The sequence below is a fragment of the Aquirufa echingensis genome, assembly GCF_042714525.1.
GTDB lineage: Bacteria > Bacteroidota > Bacteroidia > Cytophagales > Spirosomataceae > Aquirufa > Aquirufa echingensis.
In genome coordinates, this window is the sequence record NZ_JBBKYA010000005.1 from 12,028 (window position 1) to 34,217 (window position 22,190).

18 protein-coding genes are annotated in these 22,190 nt (G+C 42.0%); 13 read left to right on the forward strand and 5 right to left on the reverse strand.

Annotation, left to right across the window (positions count from 1 at the left end; all coding sequences use genetic code 11):
* Positions 1 to 62 precede the first annotated feature (62 nt).
* From SKC38_RS10165 to madM, 10 genes are all read left to right on the forward strand, one after another.
* Positions 63 to 2,555 carry a YbcC family protein gene (locus SKC38_RS10165; protein WP_377977035.1) on the forward strand — a complete coding sequence of 831 codons (2,493 nt, stop codon included), beginning with the start codon at positions 63 to 65 and terminating at the stop codon, positions 2,553 to 2,555.
* A gap of 1 nt (position 2,556) precedes the next feature.
* A complete protein-coding gene (locus SKC38_RS10170; RefSeq protein ID WP_377977036.1) occupies positions 2,557 to 4,431 on the forward strand; it encodes a proton-conducting transporter transmembrane domain-containing protein in 1,875 nt (624 codons plus the stop codon).
* 12 nt (positions 4,432 to 4,443) lie between these two features.
* Positions 4,444 to 6,030, forward strand: a complete 1,587-nt coding sequence (locus SKC38_RS10175; protein ID WP_377977037.1) for a SulP family inorganic anion transporter — start codon at positions 4,444 to 4,446, stop codon at positions 6,028 to 6,030.
* A gap of 419 nt (positions 6,031 to 6,449) precedes the next feature.
* Positions 6,450 to 7,826, forward strand: coding sequence for a glycoside hydrolase family 30 protein (locus tag SKC38_RS10180; RefSeq protein ID WP_377977038.1), 1,377 nt, complete (start codon positions 6,450 to 6,452; stop codon positions 7,824 to 7,826).
* 245 nt (positions 7,827 to 8,071) lie between these two features.
* A complete protein-coding gene (locus SKC38_RS10185; protein ID WP_377977039.1) occupies positions 8,072 to 9,439 on the forward strand; it encodes a Gfo/Idh/MocA family protein in 1,368 nt (455 codons plus the stop codon).
* Positions 9,436 to 11,895, forward strand: coding sequence for a PIG-L family deacetylase (locus tag SKC38_RS10190; RefSeq protein WP_377977040.1), 2,460 nt, complete (start codon positions 9,436 to 9,438; stop codon positions 11,893 to 11,895). Before SKC38_RS10185 ends, SKC38_RS10190 begins: the two co-directional genes overlap by 4 nt.
* A gap of 173 nt (positions 11,896 to 12,068) precedes the next feature.
* Positions 12,069 to 12,359, forward strand: coding sequence for a Dabb family protein (locus SKC38_RS10195; protein ID WP_377977041.1), 291 nt, complete (start codon positions 12,069 to 12,071; stop codon positions 12,357 to 12,359).
* 134 nt (positions 12,360 to 12,493) lie between these two features.
* Complete coding sequence (locus SKC38_RS10200) at positions 12,494 to 13,948, forward strand: acyl-CoA synthetase (protein WP_377977042.1); 1,455 nt, start codon at positions 12,494 to 12,496, stop codon at positions 13,946 to 13,948.
* 2 nt (positions 13,949 to 13,950) lie between these two features.
* The gene (madL, locus tag SKC38_RS10205; protein ID WP_377977043.1) at positions 13,951 to 14,307 is read left to right on the forward strand and encodes a malonate transporter subunit MadL; all 357 of its coding nucleotides are present in this window, start codon (positions 13,951 to 13,953) and stop codon (positions 14,305 to 14,307) included.
* A gap of 1 nt (position 14,308) precedes the next feature.
* Positions 14,309 to 15,067: a malonate transporter subunit MadM gene (madM, locus tag SKC38_RS10210; protein WP_377977044.1), complete on the forward strand. Its 759-nt coding sequence runs from the start codon at positions 14,309 to 14,311 to the stop codon at positions 15,065 to 15,067.
* Positions 15,068 to 15,138: 71 nt separating this feature from the next.
* On the opposite strand, the gene SKC38_RS10215 is transcribed toward madM, so the two are convergent.
* Complete coding sequence (locus SKC38_RS10215; protein WP_377977045.1) at positions 15,139 to 15,462, reverse strand: hypothetical protein; 324 nt, start codon at positions 15,460 to 15,462, stop codon at positions 15,139 to 15,141.
* A 55-nt stretch (positions 15,463 to 15,517) separates the two neighbouring features.
* On the opposite strand from SKC38_RS10215, the gene SKC38_RS10220 reads away from it, so the two are divergent.
* Positions 15,518 to 16,603, forward strand: coding sequence for a helix-turn-helix transcriptional regulator (locus SKC38_RS10220; RefSeq protein WP_377977046.1), 1,086 nt, complete (start codon positions 15,518 to 15,520; stop codon positions 16,601 to 16,603).
* Here SKC38_RS10220 and SKC38_RS10225 read toward each other — a convergent pair.
* From SKC38_RS10225 to SKC38_RS10240, 4 genes are all read right to left on the reverse strand, one after another.
* Positions 16,576 to 16,923 carry a helix-turn-helix domain-containing protein gene (locus tag SKC38_RS10225; RefSeq protein ID WP_377977047.1) on the reverse strand — a complete coding sequence of 116 codons (348 nt, stop codon included), beginning with the start codon at positions 16,921 to 16,923 and terminating at the stop codon, positions 16,576 to 16,578. The two genes, SKC38_RS10220 and SKC38_RS10225, sit on opposite strands and share 28 nt — an antisense overlap.
* Before the next feature lie 4 nt (positions 16,924 to 16,927).
* Entirely contained in the window at positions 16,928 to 17,212 is a 285-nt protein-coding gene (locus tag SKC38_RS10230; RefSeq protein WP_377977048.1) for a type II toxin-antitoxin system HigB family toxin, read from the reverse strand.
* 149 nt (positions 17,213 to 17,361) lie between these two features.
* A complete protein-coding gene (locus SKC38_RS10235) occupies positions 17,362 to 18,165 on the reverse strand; it encodes a ThuA domain-containing protein (protein WP_377977049.1) in 804 nt (267 codons plus the stop codon).
* A 4-nt stretch (positions 18,166 to 18,169) separates the two neighbouring features.
* Positions 18,170 to 19,543 (reverse strand): M20/M25/M40 family metallo-hydrolase, encoded by a 1,374-nt coding sequence (locus SKC38_RS10240; protein ID WP_377977050.1) that lies wholly within the window; start codon positions 19,541 to 19,543, stop codon positions 18,170 to 18,172.
* A 97-nt stretch (positions 19,544 to 19,640) separates the two neighbouring features.
* Here SKC38_RS10240 and SKC38_RS10245 point away from each other — a divergent pair, with 97 nt between their 5' ends.
* Both SKC38_RS10245 and SKC38_RS10250 read left to right on the forward strand, forming a co-directional pair.
* Positions 19,641 to 20,081 (forward strand): nuclear transport factor 2 family protein, encoded by a 441-nt coding sequence (locus SKC38_RS10245; RefSeq protein WP_377977051.1) that lies wholly within the window; start codon positions 19,641 to 19,643, stop codon positions 20,079 to 20,081.
* A gap of 45 nt (positions 20,082 to 20,126) precedes the next feature.
* A complete protein-coding gene (locus SKC38_RS10250; protein ID WP_377977052.1) occupies positions 20,127 to 22,190 on the forward strand; it encodes a penicillin acylase family protein in 2,064 nt (687 codons plus the stop codon).

Genomic DNA, 22,190 nt, shown 5'->3' on the forward strand with positions numbered 1-22,190 from the left:
CCCATACAAGGAATCCTTTATTCATTCGCCTAAACTAGTGGAATTATTGCCACGATATTCTTATGCAACACAAATTTGATTTGCATCAAGTGATTCATGAATTGAAACACTTTTTGCCAGCACAAGCTCCTCTAATGGATTTTGTGCATCATAATACTTTACATGCTTTCCAAAAATTACCTTTTCACGAAGCCTTAGAAACGGCACATGTGAAACTAGGCTATCAAGTATATTTCCCTCTAGAGACGTTTCGCGCCTTGCACCAAAATGGCCGTATCTCAGATGAAATCATTGATCGTACGATAGCTCAAAAAAAGGGAAAAGAACAAGAAATTTGGAAAGGGAAATTACTTCACGGACAATATAAGGCCGTGGATCATGCGCGCGTGGGTGCCATGCGAGGTCTATGGAAGAAGCAATACAACATTGATTTAGATTCGTTAGTGCATCCAACTTTATTTCGTTTGCTTGGAAGCTACCTCGATCAAGGTATTTCTATATGGAATTTTCCAATTGACGATTTATCGTTCTTAGATGCAATTCGTAAACTTGAATCGAACAGTTGGATTAGTATTTTCAAAATGAAAACAAGCCGCGCCTTGTTGTTAAATGAAAATACCCGAATTCAAGATATTTTAGTATTGTTAGTTGGCAAAAACGATGCATTCTACGAACAATATTTATATGACCAACAATTCGCGCACCAAGGCTGGTCAGGGATGGTATCCACGGTTGAGGACCTTCCACAAACTCTATTAGATAAACGCCAGATCAAATTAGAGGAATTAATTCTGTTGGAATTATTACTCGAATTAGATGCGCTTGATCATAAGTTAGGATCTGAATGGAAGCCCTTGGATCAGCATCTAACAGAAGCTATTCCAGGATTACATGATCCGATTATTCGCTCTGAACAGATGGAAGTATTGTCACTTTGGCAAGAAGCATTTGAATGGACTTATTATGATCAGGTATTAAAAGGTATCCAAGCTGAACGGATTGAATACATCGCCCCGCATCAGAAATCTTTCCAAAGTTTATTTTGTATCGATGACCGAGAATGTTCATTCCGACGTTATTTGGAAAACATTGACCCTTCATGTTCGACCTTTGGTACACCGGGTTTTTTCAATGTTGAATTTTTCTACCAACCGGTTGGCGGGAAATTTTACACCAAATTGTGCCCAGCTCCTGTAACTCCTAAATACCTGATTAAGGAAATTGGAGAGGATAAAAAGCGTCCGACAGACCTGCATTTTTCTAAGCATAATCACAATTTTTACAGCGGTTGGCTTTTCTCACAAACCCTTGGATTTTGGTCGGCAGTCAAGTTATTCATCAATCTCTTCAAACCAAGCATGAGTCCAGCGACTGCATCTTCTTTGCGTCACATGGATAAGTTTTCTGGTTTACAGGTCGATTTTGATGCGTTGCATGCGGAGGAAAATGGACTCCAACTCGGCTTTAAAATTGACAAGATGGCGAATCGGGTTGAAGCACAATTACGTAGCATTGGCTTAGTTGACAATTTTGCTCCCATCATTTATGTGGTAGGCCATGGCGCGAGTTCCGTAAATAATCCACACTATGCAGCCTATGATTGTGGGGCTTGTTCAGGACGCGCTGGATCTGTAAATGCACGTGTGATTAGCCAAATGGCCAATAAACCGGAAGTTAGACGCATCTTAGCGGAGCGTGGGATACATATTCCTGAAACGAGCATTTTCGTAGGAGCTTTGCATGATACGACACGAGATGAGGTTGTTTTTTATGACGATCAAATTTCTTCCCCGGAATATAAATCCATGCATGCAAAACATGAGGAGGTATTCCGTAAGGCATTGGATTTAAATGCCAAAGAACGCTCAAGACGCTTTGAATCGATTAATTCAAAAGAATCTCCTGCATCGATCCATGAAAAAATTCGGACACGTTCGGTTTCCATCTTTGAGCCGCGTCCAGAATTGAATCATGCGACAAATGCCTTAGCTATTGTGGGTAGACGTGAATTATCGAAGGGCTTATTCTTGGATAGGCGCTCGTTTTTGAATTCCTTCGACTACCGTGTAGACCCAGCGGGCGATTACTTATTTGGTATTTTAAAGGCAGCTGCACCGGTATGTGGAGGAATTAACTTGGAATACTATTTCTCACGAGTAGATGGAGAAAAACTAGGTGCTGGCACCAAATTACCACATAATGTCATGGGATTATTTGGCGTAGCGAATGGTATTGATGGGGATTTACGTCCTGGATTACCTGCACAAATGACCGAAGTTCACGACCCTGTTCGTTTATTACTTATTGTAGAGCACTTCCCGGAAGTCGTTTTAAAAACGATTCAAAGAGCGCCGGAAACCTATGAATGGTTCATCAATGATTGGGTCAAATTGGTCGCAGTTCATCCAGAAACAAAAGCATTATTTGTTTTTGGAGGCGGAGAATTTACGCCTTATGAACCATTAGTTAAAAACTTGGAGGTGATAAAAGATGTGGAATCTGTCATCGAAAGCCATCAAGAGAATTTTCCTGTTTACTTATTAAATCAAGACTAATATGACCATAAACACCTTATTGCCCTTATTTATTTGGGTACCGATTGTAGGTTTTTTGGTAAGTCTGATCTTACCTAAAAACAATGAACGGCTAATCTCCGGAGCAGCCTTCATAACGATGACGATCCAAATGATTGCTGCAACGATTTATGTAGCAGATTGGATATTGACAGGAGCAAATACCTTTCAAGTAAAGGAGATCATCTTGTTTCAAAACGAGGATTACATTTTCCAAATTGATTTCTTGTTTGACAAAATCACGGCTGTTTATTTGCTTGTGGGAGCTTTGTTGACCTTCATGGTGACGATGTATTCGCGCACTTATTTACACCGTGAAGCCGGTTATAAGCGCTTTTTCAATACAACCTTGTTCTTTTACCTCGGATATAGCATAACAACTTTATCAGGAAACTTAGAGACCTTGTTTGTGGGTTGGGAAATTTTAGGAATTTCCTCTTTCTTATTGATTTCCTTTTATCGGGAACGCTATTTACCCGTTAAAAATGCCGTGAAGGTATTCTCGATTTATCGAATAGGGGATGTGGGCTTAATTTTGGCAATGTGGGCAAGTCACCATTTGTGGGGGCAGAACATCACGTTTTACCAATTAAATAATGCGGAATTAGTGCACGAACAATTGCAGCAGCATAGTTTCATTGGCGTATTTATCTCCGCGATGATATTATTGTCGGCAGCTGCTAAATCTGCTCAATTACCCTTTTCGTCTTGGTTACCACGTGCCATGGAAGGTCCTACGCCGTCAAGTGCTATTTTTTATGGAAGTTTATCTGTTCACATAGGGGCATTTTTGTTGTTGCGAACATTTCCATTTTGGGAATATCAAAGTTCGGTGCGCATCTTAATTGTTGCCTTGGGACTCTTAACAACCCTGATTGCTACTGGTATTGCTCGTGTACAATCATCGGTAAAAAGTCAGATTGCCTATGCCTCGATTGCACAAATTGGCATTATTTTCATTGAGATAGCATTAGGTTATGAATCGCTAGCTTTATTCCATTTTGCGGGAAATGCATTTTTACGTACGTACCAATTATTGGTTTCCCCATCCGTGGTAAGTTATTTGATTCGTGAGCAATTCTATTCCTTTGAGCCACGTGCGAAAACGATAGAGGATTCATTTCCCAAGCGTTTACAACATAGTATTTACGTATTGTGTTTGAAAGAATGGAATTTGGATACAATGATGTACGAGTACTTCTGGAATCCATTGAAATGGGCAGGCAATAAATTGAATTTCATTAACGGAAGAAGGTTGATGTTGTTCTTTATTCCTGCATTTGCTTTGGGATTTTATTTGATGAAGCAAACGCATTTGTTGCCAGAAAACTTACAGGAAGCTACTCCCGTGGTATTTGCTTTTTTTGGATTGATCCTGGTTTTCAAATCCTTTACGCAAAGACATTCCGTTCGTTTAGCTTGGATATTAGTGATTATGAATCACTGTTGGATCGCGCTTGCAATCTCATTCAATGAAAAATTTGATCAATTAGAAAATGTCCTATATCTAAGTGGAATCCTAGTCGCAGGTTTGATCGGGCATTTAACGCTTCAACGCTTATTCCGCATCGAGGGTAAAATAAGTTTGAGTCGTTTTCAGGGACTTTCTGAGACACATCCCAAAATAGCTTTGGTCTTTTTATTGGCTTGCCTCGGATTGACAGGCTTTCCAATTACCCCAGCATTCATTGGTGAAGACTTAATTTTCTCGCATATCCATGAAGATCAATTTGCTTTGGCGGCTATTGTGTCGTTGAGTTTTATTTTGGATGGCTTAGCCGTTATCCGCATTTACGCGCGTGTGTTTATGGGACCAAATTCCAAAACGCATGCTGAATTTTCAAATCGCTATTTTTAAAATACCTTACCCATGAAAAACAAAAATATAGTACCTCAAGATGGCTTCGCGGGCCTAAAAGAAAATTTCGCTAATGATGCAACCTCAGGGTTCATCGTATTTTTATTGGCCTTGCCACTTAGTTTAGGCATTGCCAAAGCATCTGATTTCCCACCGATTATGGGATTGATTACCGCCATTATTGGGGGTATGGTTGTGAGTTTCTTTGCTGGCTCCCGATTAACGATTAAAGGCCCTGCCGCTGGCTTGATTGTCATTGTTGCTGGCGCTGTGAGTGAATTTGGCGGTGGCGAAACCGGTTGGCATTTAGCCCTTGGAGCCATGGTCGTTGCGGGCATTGTGCAAATCCTTTTCGGCGTTTTCAAACTCGGAAAATTAATGGATTTCTTCCCTTTGTCGGCCGTACATGGTATGTTGGCAGCCATCGGATTAATCATCATCGGCAAGCAAATTCCGGTTTTATTGGATGTAAATCCTGCTTTGACGAAAGGGAAGGAGCCTTTGGAATTGTTTGCATCTATTCCAGAATTTATTGCGAATTGGGATCCTAAAGCGACGTTAATCGGTGTAATTAGTTTAGCTATCATGATGGGCTGGCCATATATTAAGAACAAGGTCATCAAAAAGATTCCTGCACCATTAGTGGTTTTAGCTATCGCTATTCCTGCGGAATTGTATATGGATTTTCAAACAACGGAGCCTAAATATGCGTTAGTTCATATTGGAAACTTGATGGATAATATTCACATTAATGCAAGTTTTGATGGCTTTGCACAAACGGGCACCTTCATCAAATATGTGATCATGTTCGCTTTGGTAGGTTCTTTGGAATCATTATTGACCGTGAAGGCGATGGATATGTTGGATCCATTTAAACGTAAATCAAATGCGAATAAGGATTTAATTGCAACCGGAATTGGTAACACATTTGTTGCATTTTTAGGTGGATTACCAATGATTTCAGAGGTAGCGCGTTCATCGGCCAATATCGCAAATGGCGCGAAAACCCGTTGGGCTAACTTCTTCCACGGATTTTTCATTTTGGTTTTTGTATTATTAGCCTCCCATTTAATCGAGTTAATTCCCAATACAGCTTTGGCAGCCATGCTAATTACAGTAGGTATTAAATTAACCCATCCCAAAGAATTCATTCACACCTTGAAAATAGGAAAGGAGCAATTACTCATTTTCATCGTGACTATTTTATTCACATTAGGAGTTGACTTATTAGTTGGTATAGGCGCCGGTATCTTAACCGAAATTTTGGTGAATTTATTTAATGGAAAACCTTTAAGTGCCATTTTCAAAGCACCTACACAGGTATCCTTTACAGATGAAGCATATTTAGTAGAAATATCAGATGCCGCTGTATTTACCAATTTCTTAGGTATCAAACGAAAATTAGAAGCAATTCCACCAAGTTTTCAAGTGACGATTGACCTGTCAAAAACACATTTGGTGGATCACTCGGTGATGGAGAACTTGGAACATTTCAAGCATGATTATGAGCGTGAAGGTGGAACAGTGAACATCGTCGGATTAGACGCACACCGAGCCGTTTCTGAGCACAAAGCCGCTGCACGCAAGAAAGTCAAATAGATTATAAAATATTGAGTTTAATGAATGTCGAAAAATACGTCTAGTTTAGGCGTATTTTTTTTGGGACGGTGGACATTAGGTAAGAATTAAGAGTTAAGAGTTAAGAACGAAGAGTTAAGAGCGAAGAGGTAAAGAAACCTTCGGACTAACAACTCCCTCCGGACTTCGGACTAACGACTCCCTCCGGGCTTCGGACTGACAACAGACCACTAACTACTGTCTCCAGACTTCGGACTAACCACTCACTCCGGACTTCGGACTTCGGACTAACGACTCCCTCCGGACGCCGGACTGACAACTGACCACTGAATACTGTCTCCAGACTTCGGACTCCGGACTAGTATCTAGCGACTACCGCCTACAACCCTGCAATAATTTGATTTTTTTTGAATATATTGAAGACAATTTAAACCTATTGCATGAAACGTTTTATTGGGCTCACAAGCTTAGCCTTTGTTCTTAGCTATTTTTCAGGTTTTGGCCAAGTTTGTATTTCACAGGCTGAAAGCCAACAAATGCTGAAAGAACAAGTTTTGCCATTGTCTACTCAAGGCAATTCAGGCATTCAAATCCATGCAAATAACAAATTCCAGACCATTGATGGCTTCGGTTATACGTTGACAGGGGGTAGCGCCCAACTGATTTTGGCACTAGCGCCTACACAAAGGCTTGCCTTATTGAACGAACTTTTTGGAACAGGAAAAAATAGTATCAATATTTCCGTTTTACGCATTGCAATTGGGGCTAGTGACTTAGATGCCAATACGTTCTCCTATGACGATGTACCTTCAGGCCAAAAGGACGAAAATCTTGCACATTTCTCCCTCAAAGCATCTGAAAAGGATTTAATCCCTTTGATGCAAGCCATCAAACAAATCAATCCGAGCATTAAATTCATGGCGACTCCTTGGTCTCCTCCATCTTGGATGAAAGATAATCAAGCCTCCAAAGGTGGTTCACTATTACCTCAATATTATGGGGTTTATGCCCAATACCTTGTCAAATACCTGCAATCCATGAAAGCACTCGGCTTAGAAATGGATTATTTGACACCCCAAAATGAACCTTTACATCCCGGAAATAATCCGAGTTTATTGATGCTTGCAGCCCAACAAAATGAATTCATTAAAAACCATTTAGGGCCAGCATTTAAAAAGGCGGGATTGAAGACCAAAATTTTGGCCTATGATCATAATTGCGATAAACCGGAGTATCCGATTGAAATTTTAAATGACCCCATTACGCGCCAATATGTGGCAGGATCTGCCTTTCATTTGTACAATGGGGATATTTCAGCCTTGAGTGTGGTTCGTAAGGCACATCCCGACAAAGAAGTGTATTTCACAGAACAATGGACAGGAGCAAAGGGTGAATTTGCCGGCGATTTCAATTGGCATATCAAAAATATCATCATCGGATCACTCTTGAATGATGCCAAAACTGCTTTGGAATGGAATTTGGCGAATGATCCGCAATGGGGACCGCATACGCCCGGTGGATGTACGGAATGCAAAGGGGCAATTACCATTCAATCAGACGGGACACTTATTCGAAATCAAGCCTATTACATTGTAGCGCAAGCTTCTAAATTCATCCCAACGGGATCTCAACGAGTTGAAATGTCTGGACTACCTAAAGGATTAGTTGGCGTTGCGGCCTTACGCCCCGACAAACAAGTGGCGGTACTACTGCAGAATGAAACAAAAGATATGATTAAAACGACAATTTCCTATTATTCAAAACAATGGGCTATTGAGATTCCTAAGGAAGGAGTGGCAAGCATGGTTTTGAGGTAAGAGGTAAGAGTGAAGAGTGAGGCAATTGACTTTGGACTTTAGACATTAGACGTTAGACGTTAGACGTTTGACGTTGGACGTTTGAATGATTATCATGTAGAGACGCGATACCTCGCGTCTTTCCCTCAGGCTGAAGCCTGAGGTTTAATAAAACTGATTTCCTTAGGCTAAGGCCCAGAGCAATAAAAAAAAGATTTACAAAAGACTAGCGACTAGTGACTAGCGACTGAAACCTGAAATAACCTATGAAAACATTCAACATCAACCGTCGCCATTTCCTAAAAGGCGCATCCGCAAGTTTGGCATTATCCTCTTTTGGAGCCTATGGACTTGATTTAGTAAATCCGTCTAAACCGCTAAAAGTCGGTTTAATCGGTGCAGGTTGGTATGGGAAAAGTGATTTGTTCCGACTGATGCAAGTCGCTCCCGTGGAAGTTGTTGCGCTCTGTGATCCCGATCGACATATGTTGACGGAAGCGGGTAAGCTCGTTGCTGCCCGACAAAAATCCCGTAAGACACCACGCTTGTACGGGGATTACAAGAAACTTTTGGCAGAAAATGTCCTGGATATTGTCTTGATTGGTAGTCCGGATCATTGGCATCCTCTGCAAATGATTGATGCAGTCAAAGCGGGAGCTCATGTTTATGTTCAGAAACCCATTTCCGTCGACGTTTTAGAAGGGGAAGCCATGGTAGCTGCCGCTCGGAAATACGGGAAAACGGTACAAGTTGGGACCCAACGAAAATCAACACCTCATATCATCGAGGCCAAAAACAAAATCGTTGATACGGGTATGTTGGGTAAAATCGCACATGTGGAAATGTATTGCTATTACCACATGCGCAATAATGGAAATCCTCCGGTTCAGGCGGTTCCAGACTTCTTTGATTACGAAACTTGGACAGGTCCTGCACCCATGCGCCCTTATGATGGTTTACCTCATACGCGCTGGTGGAGAACGTTTAATGAGTATGGTAACGGTATTATGGGTGATATGTGTGTTCACATGTTTGATACTACTCGTTGGCTTTTAGGTCTTGGATGGCCCAAACGCATCTCTTCCGAAGGAGGAATTTACGTCCAAAAAGAAGGCAAATCGAACATCGCAGATACCCAAACAGCCGTTTTTGAATATGATGGCTTGAATTGTGTATGGCAACATCGAACCTGGGGTACGCCGCCAGACCCAGAATATCCTTGGGGCTTAACGATTTATGGCGAAAAAGGGACTTTACGTTTAAGTACCATGCAATACGATTTTACTCCTGTGGATCCGAAAGGCCAAAAAATCCATGGTACATGTCTATTTGAACGTGAAAAATATCCGGAGGATTTAACGGAAGATCGCATTGAACTCAATGCCGCCCCGGCCACGCGCTTACACATGCTTGATTTCTTAGCAGCCATCGATAAAGGAACTAAACCGATTGCTGATATTCAGGAAGGACATATCTCGACGGCATCCTGCATTTTGGCAAATGTATCGATGAAATTAGGCCGACCGCTTTCCTATGATCCCACTACAAAAACGGTTTTAAATGATCCAGAGGCAACAGCCTTATTAGCAAGAACCTATCGCCAACCTTGGTCGAGAAATGAACTAAACGCATGAAAAAACTAATCCTCGCTTGTTTATTAGTCCCTAGTATCGCTTGGGCACAAAACGGCCTCCAATTATTGGAGAACCTAAAGCGCATTGAATCAACAGGCACTGTGCTTCATGTAGCAGCACATCCCGATGATGAAAGCACACATATGTTGGCATGGTTCGCCCAAGAACAACACTGGGAAACCAATTACTTTGCATTCACACGAGGTGATGGAGGCCAAAACCTTATTGGAGACGAACAAGGAATCCCTTTAGGACTAATCCGAACGCAGGAATTGTTGGCTGCCCGCCGAATCGATGGGGCCAACCAATACTTTTCACAGGCTTTTGATTTTGGATTTTCAAAGTCGACCGACGAGGCTTTGAGTTTTTGGAACAAAGAATTAGTCCTTTCTAACTTGGTATATGTCATTCGTAAATTACGCCCAGACATTATATTTACGCGTTTTCCACCGGATTCGCGTGCGGGACATGGCCATCATTCAGCATCTGCGGCTTTAGCGATTGAGGCCTATCAAGCTGCGGCTGACCCGAAACGTTTTCCAGAACAATTGAAAGGAGATATTAAACCATGGAAAGCCACGCGCTTATTATGGAATACCTTTCGATTTGCGGGAACATCAACAGTTTCAGAAGATCAGTTTAAGGTTCAAATTGGCAATTTCTTGCCGAGTATTGGACAAAGTACGGGGGAATTGGCGGCTTTGAGTAGAAGCCAACATAAATCACAGGGCTTCGGATTTGCTGTGGATCATGGAAAATCAACCGAATATTTTCAAACCTTGGCAGGAATTGCTCCCAAAAAATCGATTGATGAGGGGGTTGTCGATCACTGGCAAAGTAGTGCGGCAGGAGCGGAGATTGAGCGCATGATTTTATTGGTTATTCGAAATTACCAAGCTGAAAAACCCTATTTAAGTATACCCGACATGATTCAGGTTCGTCGGGCTATTAACAAATTAGGGGATTCCTATTTGCAATCGAAGAAGATTAAGCAAATCGATGAATGGATTGTCCAAGCAGCTGGCATTCATTTTGCTGGCAATACCAATCGGGGAACAGTAGCGCAAGGCGATCCATTGAATATTAAAACGGAATTCATTGTTCGCAGTCCGATTCACTTGGGGAATTTACGCATTTCAGTAGGGGAGAAAGACACCTTATTCAAAGAAAGCATCATTCCTTATACGCGAATGAATTGGTCTTCAAACCAAATCGTTAGACAATCCATCACGCAGCCATATTGGTTGGTGAATACCAAAGAAACCGGCCATTTTGTGGTTAAAGATCAATCAAAAATCGGTCAAGCAGCACCCGATCCGGCGATGTATGTTCAAGCACAATTTACAATTGAAGGCGAGCAGATACAGGTGAGTCGGCCGGTACAAGAACTTGTCGTAGATCCGGTTAAAGGGGAATATTTCCAACCGATAACGGTTACACCTCGAAGTGTTTTCCAGATTAATCATCCGAATATTTTATTGCCTAAAGGTTCAGGGGAAAGTAAATCATTGGAAGTGCAGATTAAGGCTATAGGCAAAATAGAGGCTGGCCGAGTACGCGTTTTAAATCAAGCGGGGGAGACCTTGGGAACCTTGGCATTGGACAACGGAATTGAGGCAGGAACAAGTCAAAATTTGGCATTTACTGTGCGTGAAAAAGATCAGAAATTTGATGGAAAAGAAACTTGGCAATTGCGTTTGGCTTATGAAACAGCGCAAGGAAACTGGATTGATTCGTTGCAAATGGAGAGTATCAATTACCCACATATTCCGGTTCAACGCTACTTTTCACCTGTTTCGGTAAATCTGTTGCACATCGATTTCAAGAAAAATGGAAAACGGATTGGCTACATCAAAGGGGCTGGAGATAAAGTTCCGGAGAGTTTAGAGCAGATGGGCTATCAAGTGGATTTCTTGCAAGAGGCCGACTTGAAAGCGAGCCATTTGGCACAATATGATGTGGTGCTGACAGGAGTTCGTGCGCACAATACCTTGGATTATTTGGGAAATGCACACGCCGAATTGATGAAGTATGTGGAGCAAGGCGGAAATTATGTGGTTCAATACAATACAGCAAGCTTTGTTGGGCCACTCAAAAGCACCGTTGGGCCTTACCCTTTAACCATTTCTCGGAATCGAATTACGAAAGAAGAAGCTACGCCAAAATTCTTGATGGATCATGCGTTATTTCATGCACCTAATGAAATTACGGAACGTGATTTTGACAACTGGATTCAGGAGAGAAGCATTTACTTAGGCGAATCGAACGATACACATTATCAATTCCCTTTAGCCTTTACGGATCCGGGTGAGGCAGAGCAAAAAGGAAACATTGCGGTTTGTCGGTATGGAAAAGGCCAATTCATCTATACAGGATTAGTTTTCTTCCGGGAATTACCGGCGGGAGTTCCGGGGGCCTGGAGGTTGATGGCCAACTTGTTAGACGTTAGACGTTAGACGTTAGACGTTACACATTGGACGATGGACGATGGACGATGGACGTTGGAAGTTGGACATTGGACGTTAGACTAGGTCTTTAGAGTTGCGTCCGCTTCTTTCCCTAGGCTGAAGCCTAGGGCTATAAAAAACTTAAAACCCCAGACTTTAGTCTGGGGATAAACAAAAAAGATATGTTACATCACAGTGTATTCTTAACATTCAAGGCAACAACCTCCGAAGTAGAAAAAGCCTATTTCATAGCAGAATCAAGAAAATTAGCCCAAATTCCGGGCGTTATGAACCTTAAAGTATTAGAAGAATTCAATGCAACAAACCCGTACACACACGGCCTAGGAATGGATTTTGAGGATCAAGCGGCCTATGATTTGTATTCGAACCATCCTTTGCATAATCAATTTGTGCAAGAGGTGTGGTTACCACGGGTGGAGAAATGGCAAGAGATAGACTATAGAGAGGTTTGAGGTAAGAGGTAAGAGTTAAGAATTAAGAGTGAAGAGTGAACAGTGAAAACAGACTACTAAAACAGTCTACTGACAACTGACAACTGACAACTGACAACAGACAACTGACAACAGACAACTGACAACTGATTTCCATGATTCAAATTTTTCAAAATTCCCTTCCATACGCCGAAAAAACGGCCATCATATCCGAAGGTAAAACATATTCCTACACAAATTTACATCAGGCATCGGCCAATTTTGCTCATCTACTGTTGGATGATTCAGATGATTTAGCCGAGGGTCGCGTGGCCTTTATGGTGAATCCGGGCTTCGATTATGTTAAAGTTCAATGGGGTATTTGGCAGGCAGGAGGGATCGTGGTTCCCCTTTGTTTGAGTTATCCCTTGCCATCATTGCGATATACAATAGAGAATTCAGGGGCCTCCGTCATTGTTGTTTCACCTGAATTTGAAGGTATGCTTGCTGATTTAGCCCAAGAACTGAAATGTCGGTTCATTGTTTTGGGCAAAAACGACACTGCGAAACATTCGAAAAAGCTGCCTGAAGTAATCGATGAGCGCGGTGCCATGATTCTTTATACGAGTGGTACGACGAATTTACCTAAAGGTGTGGTTAGTACCCATGGCAATTTAAATGCTCAAATTTCTTCACTGATTGAAGCTTGGAAATGGACATCTAAGGATTCGACGGTTTGCGTATTACCATTGCACCATGTACATGGTGTGGTTAATGTTGTTTCCTGTTCATTATGGGCAGGAGCGAGCTGTGAATTCATGCCAAATTTCAGCGAAAAAGCTATATATGAACTCATTGAGAATCAAAAAATCAATGTGTTCATGGCGGTTCCAACCATCTATTTTAAGTTAATTACGTATTGGGAAGCTTTGGCAAAAGATAAACAAATTGATTTAACGAATGCCTTGGCGAAGCTCCGACTAATGATTTCAGGTTCAGCGGCATTGCCCGTTTCTGTGATGGAGCGCTGGAAAGAGATCTCAACGCATTTACTACTAGAACGTTATGGCATGACGGAAATAGGAATGGCTTTGAGTAATCCTTACGATGGACCACGCGTAGCGGGACATGTAGGTTATCCATTGCCTGGTGTTTCAGCACGTTTATCCGAGGAAGGTGAGATTCAAATTAAGGGACCTACAGTCTTTAAGGAATATTGGAACAAACCTGAATCCACAGCAGAGTCCTTCACCGAAGACGGTTGGTTTAAAACGGGGGATATCGCCGCGATTGATGAATTGGGAGGATATCGTATTTTAGGGAGAAATTCGGTCGATATTATTAAATCTGGGGGCTATAAGATTTCAGCTTTGGAAATAGAAGAAGTTTTACGCCAATATCCTGGAATCTCAGATTGTTCCGTTGTTGGATTACCTAATGACGAATGGGGCGAATTAGTTGCTGCCGCCATTGTAACAAAAGGTCCAGTGGATGAAAAAGCGTTAAACACTTGGATGCGGGAACAAATGCCTGCCTATAAAAGTCCTCGAAAATATACCGTATTAGCCGAATTACCGCGCAATGCCATGGGCAAAGTGACGAAAAAAGATGTTGTTAACTTAATTCAATAGATATGTTATTACGTGGAGTAGCCCTTTTGGCGGGTTGTTATATCATTGGCCAAATCATTGGCGAAAGTTTAGGTCATTACTTGGGAATCAATAACAATGTGGGGGGCGTAGGATTTGCCATGCTTTTATTAATCATTGCACAAAACGAATTAGAAAAGCGCGACTTATTTCATGTAGAAATGGGTGAGGGGGTAATGTTTTGGAGCAAGATGTATATTCCAGTAATTGTGGCGATGTCATCCATTCAAAATGTGCGTGTAGCTTTCAACAATGGGTTTTTAGCCCTTTTAGCTGGAATTCTACCCGTGGCGATTTGCCTCATATTTATGCCAATTTTATCCAAATCAAAGAATAACTAACATGGAATACATCATCGAATTATTGGATAAAAATGGATTGATTGTGGCATTTTTGGTCACAGGTATCATGGTTTATTTTTCAGAAGGGATCTCGGTCAAATTAACCAATAAAAAACTACCAGGTTCAGCCATCGCCATTTTCATGGGATTGGTTATTGCGTACCTAGGTGGAATATTGACAGAAGGGAAAAGCGGTATCGCGGATATTCCAGGATTAACGGGCTTTAAAGTGATGGGAGGGCCCATGTTCCGCGACTTTGCCATCGTTTCCACGGCCATGGGCGCTAGTTTTGCCGTGATTAAGAAAACGGGGTCCGTAGGTATCTTGTCTTTATTCCTAGGAGTAATCTTTTCATTTATTGCTGGAGTTGGCATTGCTTACGCATTTGGGATCACAGATGTGGAAAGTTTAACGACAATTGGTGCGGGCGCTTGCACCTTTGTGGTAGGTCCTGTTACAGGAACCGCAGTAGGAGCAAGTTCAGATATTATTGCAATTAGCATCGCGGCAGGAGTGGTAAAATCGATTCTTGTGACGATTGGAACCCCTTTTATCGCACCTTATATTGGCCTGAACAATCCTAAATCTGCGATGATATTTGGTGGCTTGATGGGAACCACAAGTGGCACGGCAGCAGGATTAGCCGCGACAGATCCCAAATTAGTTCCTTATGGAGCGATGACAGCAACGTTTTATACGGGATTGGGATGCTTGATGTGTCCGTCGGTGTTGTATTTTGCGCTGAAAATTATTCTGTAGAGACGCGATACTTCGTGTCTAAATCCCCAGGTTAAAACCTGGGGTTATAACCCTAGGCTTTAGCCTAAGGACTATCGAGCCAACGCCCGCAATCCACCCCCAATCACCATCACAGCTGCATAAAACGTAAAGGCCAAGGTAAACAATCCATCCGCAGCTGTTTGGCCAAAAATGTGGTAAGGCGCCCAAAGCAATACAAGCGTGCTGATAAATAAGATGCCAATCAAAGCAATTTTAATCCAGTTGTTCCGACGCGTTTTTTTCAATTCAAAGGCCAATAAAATTCCTTCACTCACATAGCTGAAAAGGAAAATAATCAATAGACTGTAGGCAAGGGTTTTGATGCTGTTCATATTCATATCTGTTTGTTTTTCTTGAACCAAAATTAGATTCATTGTCCGCCAAAATTTGGCGACTTACGAGGAATTTACGATATTGGTCAAAAAAAAGATGCACCCATCCGAACGCCTCCGCGAAATCAATGGCCTCCTCCTGCAAAAGTCCTTTCAGGTGAATCATCAAACGGTTTCCGCTTATTTAAACGAGTATTTTGACATTTCCAACTATGCAGAACGCTCATTCAGTCGGGACCTGAAAGAACTCAAAGAACTCCTGCAAATTCGCTATCCCCAATTACACGATACGGCTGGAGAACTCATCAAATTTTCAAGGGGACAGAATCGATTTTACCTGATTCGAGATGATATTTCGGCATTTCCGAGTATCTCCGACAAAGAACTCAGCCAAATCGCCTCCACGATTGAACAGAATAAACACTTGTTCAGTGGGGGAGCAGGCGAGGGACTTGTCAATAAATTGCGAGCAATCGCTTTGGAAAACAGCATGGCACGCCATCATGAGATCTTAGGCTGGTCGGCGATTGAACTCGTGAAGGATGGGGAGCGCTCAGGCGCCGACTTAATGCCGATCATTTTGGAAAACATCTATGCCAAAAAAGTCGTTCTTTTCACCCATCGTGGTTTAGCAACGCACTCGAAACAGAAACAAACACTCGGTCTGCCCGTCCTATTGAAAGAATATAATAACGGTTGGTACACCGGTTGGTATGTCTTATTCCAACCCGTCGAAAAAGGCGCAACACAAATCAAAGTAGACATCGACCAACTCCAGTTGTATGCGCTCGATCGAATTGTTCAGGTAAGTAAAGTGCAAGATCAACCCCGCGTGCGTATTCATCCAGAATTCAGACCTGCTGATTATTTCAAGAATTGCCTGGGTTTATTCCGCAGCAAAAGTCTCAAAGCTCAAACCATTCGATGCCAAATAAACAAGGATAATTGGATGTTGAACTACATCGAGAAATACCCCATACACACAAGCCAAGAAATAATACCTGAAAATGAAAGCGCAGTCAGGGTCCAATTGAATGTAGAAATAGACCAAGAAGTGGAAAATTTCTTTTTACGTTTCGCGAAGGAAATACGGGTTTTAGAACCCGAATCCTTGGTGGAGAAAATTAAACGGGGAATGGAAAAAGGAATCGAAAACTACAAAAACACGTCGGCAGGTAATTGAAAAAAATCTCTTAGCTTTTTGGCCATCTTCAACGTTATCTCGCGCTTACCTGAAAGAACAGCTGATACATGTCCTTTGGAACCAATCAAAGGAACTAAATCCTTGGATTTGATTCCCATTTCATCCATTTTTTGAATAATCACTTTAATGGGATCCGTATTTAGATAAGGATAATTCCGATCATCATAATCCTTAATCAATACGATCAATAACTCGAGCTCATCGAGTAATGGACCTTCTTCCTCCGTATGAAAAATCTGCATCATGCGTTTTGCGGCTTTTTCATAATCTTTATCGGTTTTTAAAACTTTCCATTTCATAACATTACTTTTTAATAATTTGGGGGGCAAAGGAGATTCGTTCAGCATCAATTGAATCATAAGATTGGTGGTTTCCAAACCAAATGATATAACAAGCTCCCTGAATAAAATTCATCGAAACAATCAAACGATAAGCATTTCCTTTTATATTGAATACAACGCAATTATTTCCAATGATACTTGCGGAACGATAAACAGCCTTGATTTCATTAAAGTTTGAAAACTTATGTAATGCAAATTCATGATTCCAATTAAATAATGCATGAGATGCATCAGGGTATGATTGCATGTAATGATTAATCGTTCTTTTAAGTAAAATCTTCATAGCAAAATTACCACAAAGTTTGCAAAATGCAAACTAATTTAAATCTTGCATGAAGATAAATACTAGGCTAAACGAATGATCAATTAAAACTGATAATCTAAATATTTATCAATTTATTGAAGCCAAATCCCCTCATCGAACCGAAGAGATTTCGCCTTCGAATAATCAATTCCTTTACCAGAATCGAGTATAAATTTCAAACCCTGCCAAAGATGATTTTGAAAAACAGGATCCTGGTAATTTGACTTATCATGTCCGAGTGTTGTCACCCAAACATGGCCACCCTGAAAATTTTGCGTCCAAACAGCAGGAAAATATCCCTTAAACGAACCGGCGTGTTGATTCACAAGCTCCGATTGCTTTCCATCCAAACTGCTCAAATCATGCATCATCAATACCTGAATGCCGGGATATACCTCTTTCCCAAAATAACATTCATCCTCCTTGGTCCATGACATAGGCACGTCCTTCATGGATGGATGCGATGAGGCTATGTTGATTATCCGAAAAGGCTGAAATTTGGCATGCCAGGAGAAGGTTTCGCCAACGAGCATTTTGAACCAGGTCCAATTGCGTTCCGTACCTGTCACGGAATGGACTCCAACAAAACCGCCTCCGCCTTCGATGTAGCGTCGGAAAGCCAAGCGCTGGGCATCCGTAGCAAACACATCATTATTCGTACTCGTGAAAATCAGTGCCGCATATTTCGCCAAATTCGCCTCCGCAAACACCGCAGGATCATCCGAAACATCAACCTGAATCTGATTTGTCTTGCCTAAACCTTGAAAGCAAGCTACGGCAGCTGGAATATTATCATGCACGTAGCCAGGGCCATTTTTGGTATAAACCAAAACACGTGGTAAAGGCTTAGCAAGGCCACTAAAAAATGCAAATAGACATAAAATTAGTAATCTCATAAGATTAGGGTTTAACGCCGTATTGGTCAACTAAGTAGATAATAGCGGCAATATTAATGGCTCCCAGTAACAATTCCCGCTTATTCACATTTTCGAACACATCCGTCTTGGCATGGTGTAAATCAAAATAACGCTGGCTGTCCGGTACCAAACCTGCAATAACAGTACTCGGATTAACTTTAGCCAAAGGCCCAATATCCGTTCCACTTCCTCCAAATGTCACCTCACAACCATAAGGTTTTAACAGCGACGACCAAGATTGAAATTTCTTAAATGCCTCCTTAGATGCCGTCATACCAATCGACCGAGGTGTAAATCCGCCCTCATCACTCTCCAAGGCCAAGATGTGATTCTCATTATTCAATTTTGCTTGATTCGCATATTCATTGCCTCCGCGTACTCCATTCTCTTCATTGGCAAACAACACAAAACGTATCGTACGCTTAGGCTTATAATTCAATGCCTTCAACACACGTAATACTTCCATCGTATGAACGACACCGGCGCCGTCGTCGTGTGCACCTTCGTTGACATCCCAACTATCCAAATGCCCACCTAAGGTAATGTATTGATCAGGAAACACAGACCCTTTCAATTCCGCGACCACATTTTGATCATTTACATCGGGTAAGAATTGACCATAGGTTTGCAACTGAACTTTCACCTGACTTTTCTTGGCTAAAGCATACAACATTTTCGCATCGTTTGGCCCCAAAGCAACTGCAGGAATCTTGGGATATGCTTCATCATATACCATGCTACCCGTGTGAGGTGCATTATCAGGCGCCGTACTAAGCGAATGAATCATAATACCAAGCGCTCCATATTTAGCGGCACGAGAAGCGCCCGACCGACGATAGGCTCCGCTTTCCCCATAAGCACGAAAAGTCTGAATTTTCGTTTCATCAAAGGCACTGTGGAAATACACAATCTTGCCTTTCACCTCATCCTTCCGCTTCTCCAATTCATCAAAGTTGGCCACCGCCAACACCTCCGCCTCAATCATTCCATTTGATCCCATGGAATTACCCAAAGCCAACGCAGCTAAAGGTTGAATACGTGCTTCTCCCTGAACACCTACGATTGCAGCAAAATCAGTTCCTCCTCGCTTCCAATTGGGCGACTTACAAGCCTGAAGGAAAACTCTATCAGCACCCAAAAGTTCTAGATTACGCTTTCCCCAAACAGCAGCTTGTTGCTGCTGCGGCGAACCCGCTAGACGACCACCAATCTTCTTCGTCAATTCATATAAAAGATCATAGGCTTTGCCGTTGGTCATAATCTCATCCGACATGCGTTTTATGAATAGACTATCTTGTTGGGCGATAGCAGAAAAGCCAACGAATAATGTCAGGCACAGGGAAGTAAGGATTCTCATAGAAATTTAGATTTGTAATGAATATTAAATATAAGCATTTTCAAAATTGGGAAATGCATGACAAATCCTTAATTTTTGGATAAATCTATATTCCTCCATGCACAAATTCCTCTTCATTAGCTTACTCTTCATCTCAAGCACAATCTCAGCACAGAAAAATCAGGAGAAACCCGCAATCAAACAAGTCATTCAGAACATGTTCCTTGCTATGCAAACCGGCGACACGACTTTATTTCGTTCTTGCTTTGCGCCTACAGTTATTTTTCAAACCATTGTGACGAAAGACAATCAAACAAAAGTGAAATCGGAAGAATTTGAAGCCTTTTTAAAAAGTCTGACCAAATATCCCAAAGGTGCCCTCGATGAACGAATCAAATTCAAAAGTGTACATGAAGATGGTACTTTGGCCATCGCATGGACACCTTATCAGTTTTATTACCAAGGGAAATTTTCGCATCAAGGCGTGAATTCATTCCAATTGGTCAAATTGGGTGATGCTTGGAAGATTCAGTACTTGATTGATACTCGGAGAAAATAACAAACAAATTGTGCCCAACACCGTTAAGCTTTAAAACCATTGAACATGAAATACCTCATTGCCATGCTATTTCTGTGCATCTTCCAAATCCATGCACAGCAACCCAATATCCACACCAATCAAATCAACATCGCCCGCGACAGCTACGGCGTTCCGCATATTTTCGCTCCTACAGATCCTGAGGTGGCCTATGGATTAGCCTGGGCACATTCCGAGGATGATTTTAAAACCATACAAACCTTGATTCTGACGGGGAAGGGGAAACTCGCGACCTACTTAGGCAAGAAAGGCGCACCGGTTGATTATGTGTTTGGTTTATTGAATACGCGTAAGGTGGTTGACCAACAAATTAAAGCGATGGATCCCGCATTCATTCAACTGGTACAAGGTTACCTCATGGGACTTGAAGCTTATGCCAAAGCGCATCCGCAAGAAGTATTAAACAAACATGTATTTCCGATTCAATTAGAGGACTATATCGCCACGACCATGTTTTCGGTTGCCATCTTCTGCGGCGTCGATAAAACCTTACCCAAAATCCTCGAAGGTTCCATCCCGCATCTTCCGAGCTTTACAGGGGAAGGCAGTAATGCCTTTGCGATTAAGAGTAATAAATCGGCAACGGGCGAACCGATGTTGGTGATTAACGCACACCAACCCATCGAAGGCGCAACGGCATTTTACGAGGCCCATGTACAAAGTGAGGAAGGTTGGAATATCTTGGGCGGTTTATTCCCGGGTGGACCATTAATCTTTCATGGCGTTACGCCAAATTTGGCTTGGGCGCATACGGTGAATTTTCAAGATAAAATCGATGTATATCAGCTACATACCGACAAAGCACATCCAGGCCAATACGAAGTTGATGGAACTTGGATGAATTTGGAGAAACGTAAAATCAAATTAAACATCAAAGGTATTCCGTTTCCTGTGAGTAAAATGGCATTTAATTCAATCTATGGGCCCACAGTGAAAACGCCGAAAGGGGAGTATTTCTCCATTCGTTTGCCGGCCTTGTTTGATGCGGGAGCATTACAGCAATGGTATGCAATGAATCGCTCGACGAATTTCCAAGAGTTCAAAGCGGCATTGGGACAAAATCATTTGCCGATGTTTAACATCATGTATGCGGACAAGCAGGATAATATCTTCTACATCTCGAATGGTAAGATGCCTTATCGCAACGCGGATCCGAAATACAATTGGGCTTCAACCATCCCGGGAAATACGCGTGCAACGCTTTGGGATACGTTTAAACCCTTAGATGCCTTGCCGCAATATACTAATCCGGCAAGTGGTTATTTGTTTAATACGAATCATTCACCCTTCCTGGCGACCAGCACAGATGAGAACTTAAATCCGGCGAAATTCGATAAATATGATGGATATGAGACCTATCATAATAATCGGAGCCAACGGGCCAAAGAGCTCATAGATAGCTATGATAAGATTTCCTGGGAGGATTTGAAGCGGATTAAGTTTGACCGACAACTACCTGCGAAGATTTTGTATCCCTATGGTTTAGATGCATCTGTGCTTTTCAGTTTAAAAATGACGGATTACCCCGCTTTAGCGACGATTATTCAAGGTATCCAACAATGGAATCATGTGACCGACACGGAAAGTGTGGGCGCCTTGTATTATAACATCGCCTATTATCAGGCTTCAAAGATTCGTACGAATGGGTCCAAAGAACCTTTGACTGAGGCAGAAGCTCTTCAATTATGCCAATATGTGCATGATTTCTTGATGAAGCATTATGGCAAATTGGATGTGAAACTAGGTGAATTTCAGCGTTTGGTGCGTGGGCAGGAAGATTGGCCACAGGCGGGTATGCCGGATGTTTTGGCTGCGGTTCAAACGGAAGCCTGGGGTGAATCCAAGCGCAAGATGAATAGCGGTGATGCATATATCGGTTTTGTAAAATTTCCAAAGGATGGCGGTTTACCTTTGATTGAGACCGTAAATACCTTTGGGGCGAGTTCACTTCCAGAATCGAAGCACTTCGCGGATCAGCGGGCGATGTACCAGGCGCAGCAAACGAAGCGAATGACCTTGGATAAGGCCGAGGTGCTAAAGGCGGCGGAGCGGGTGTATCATCCGGAGTAA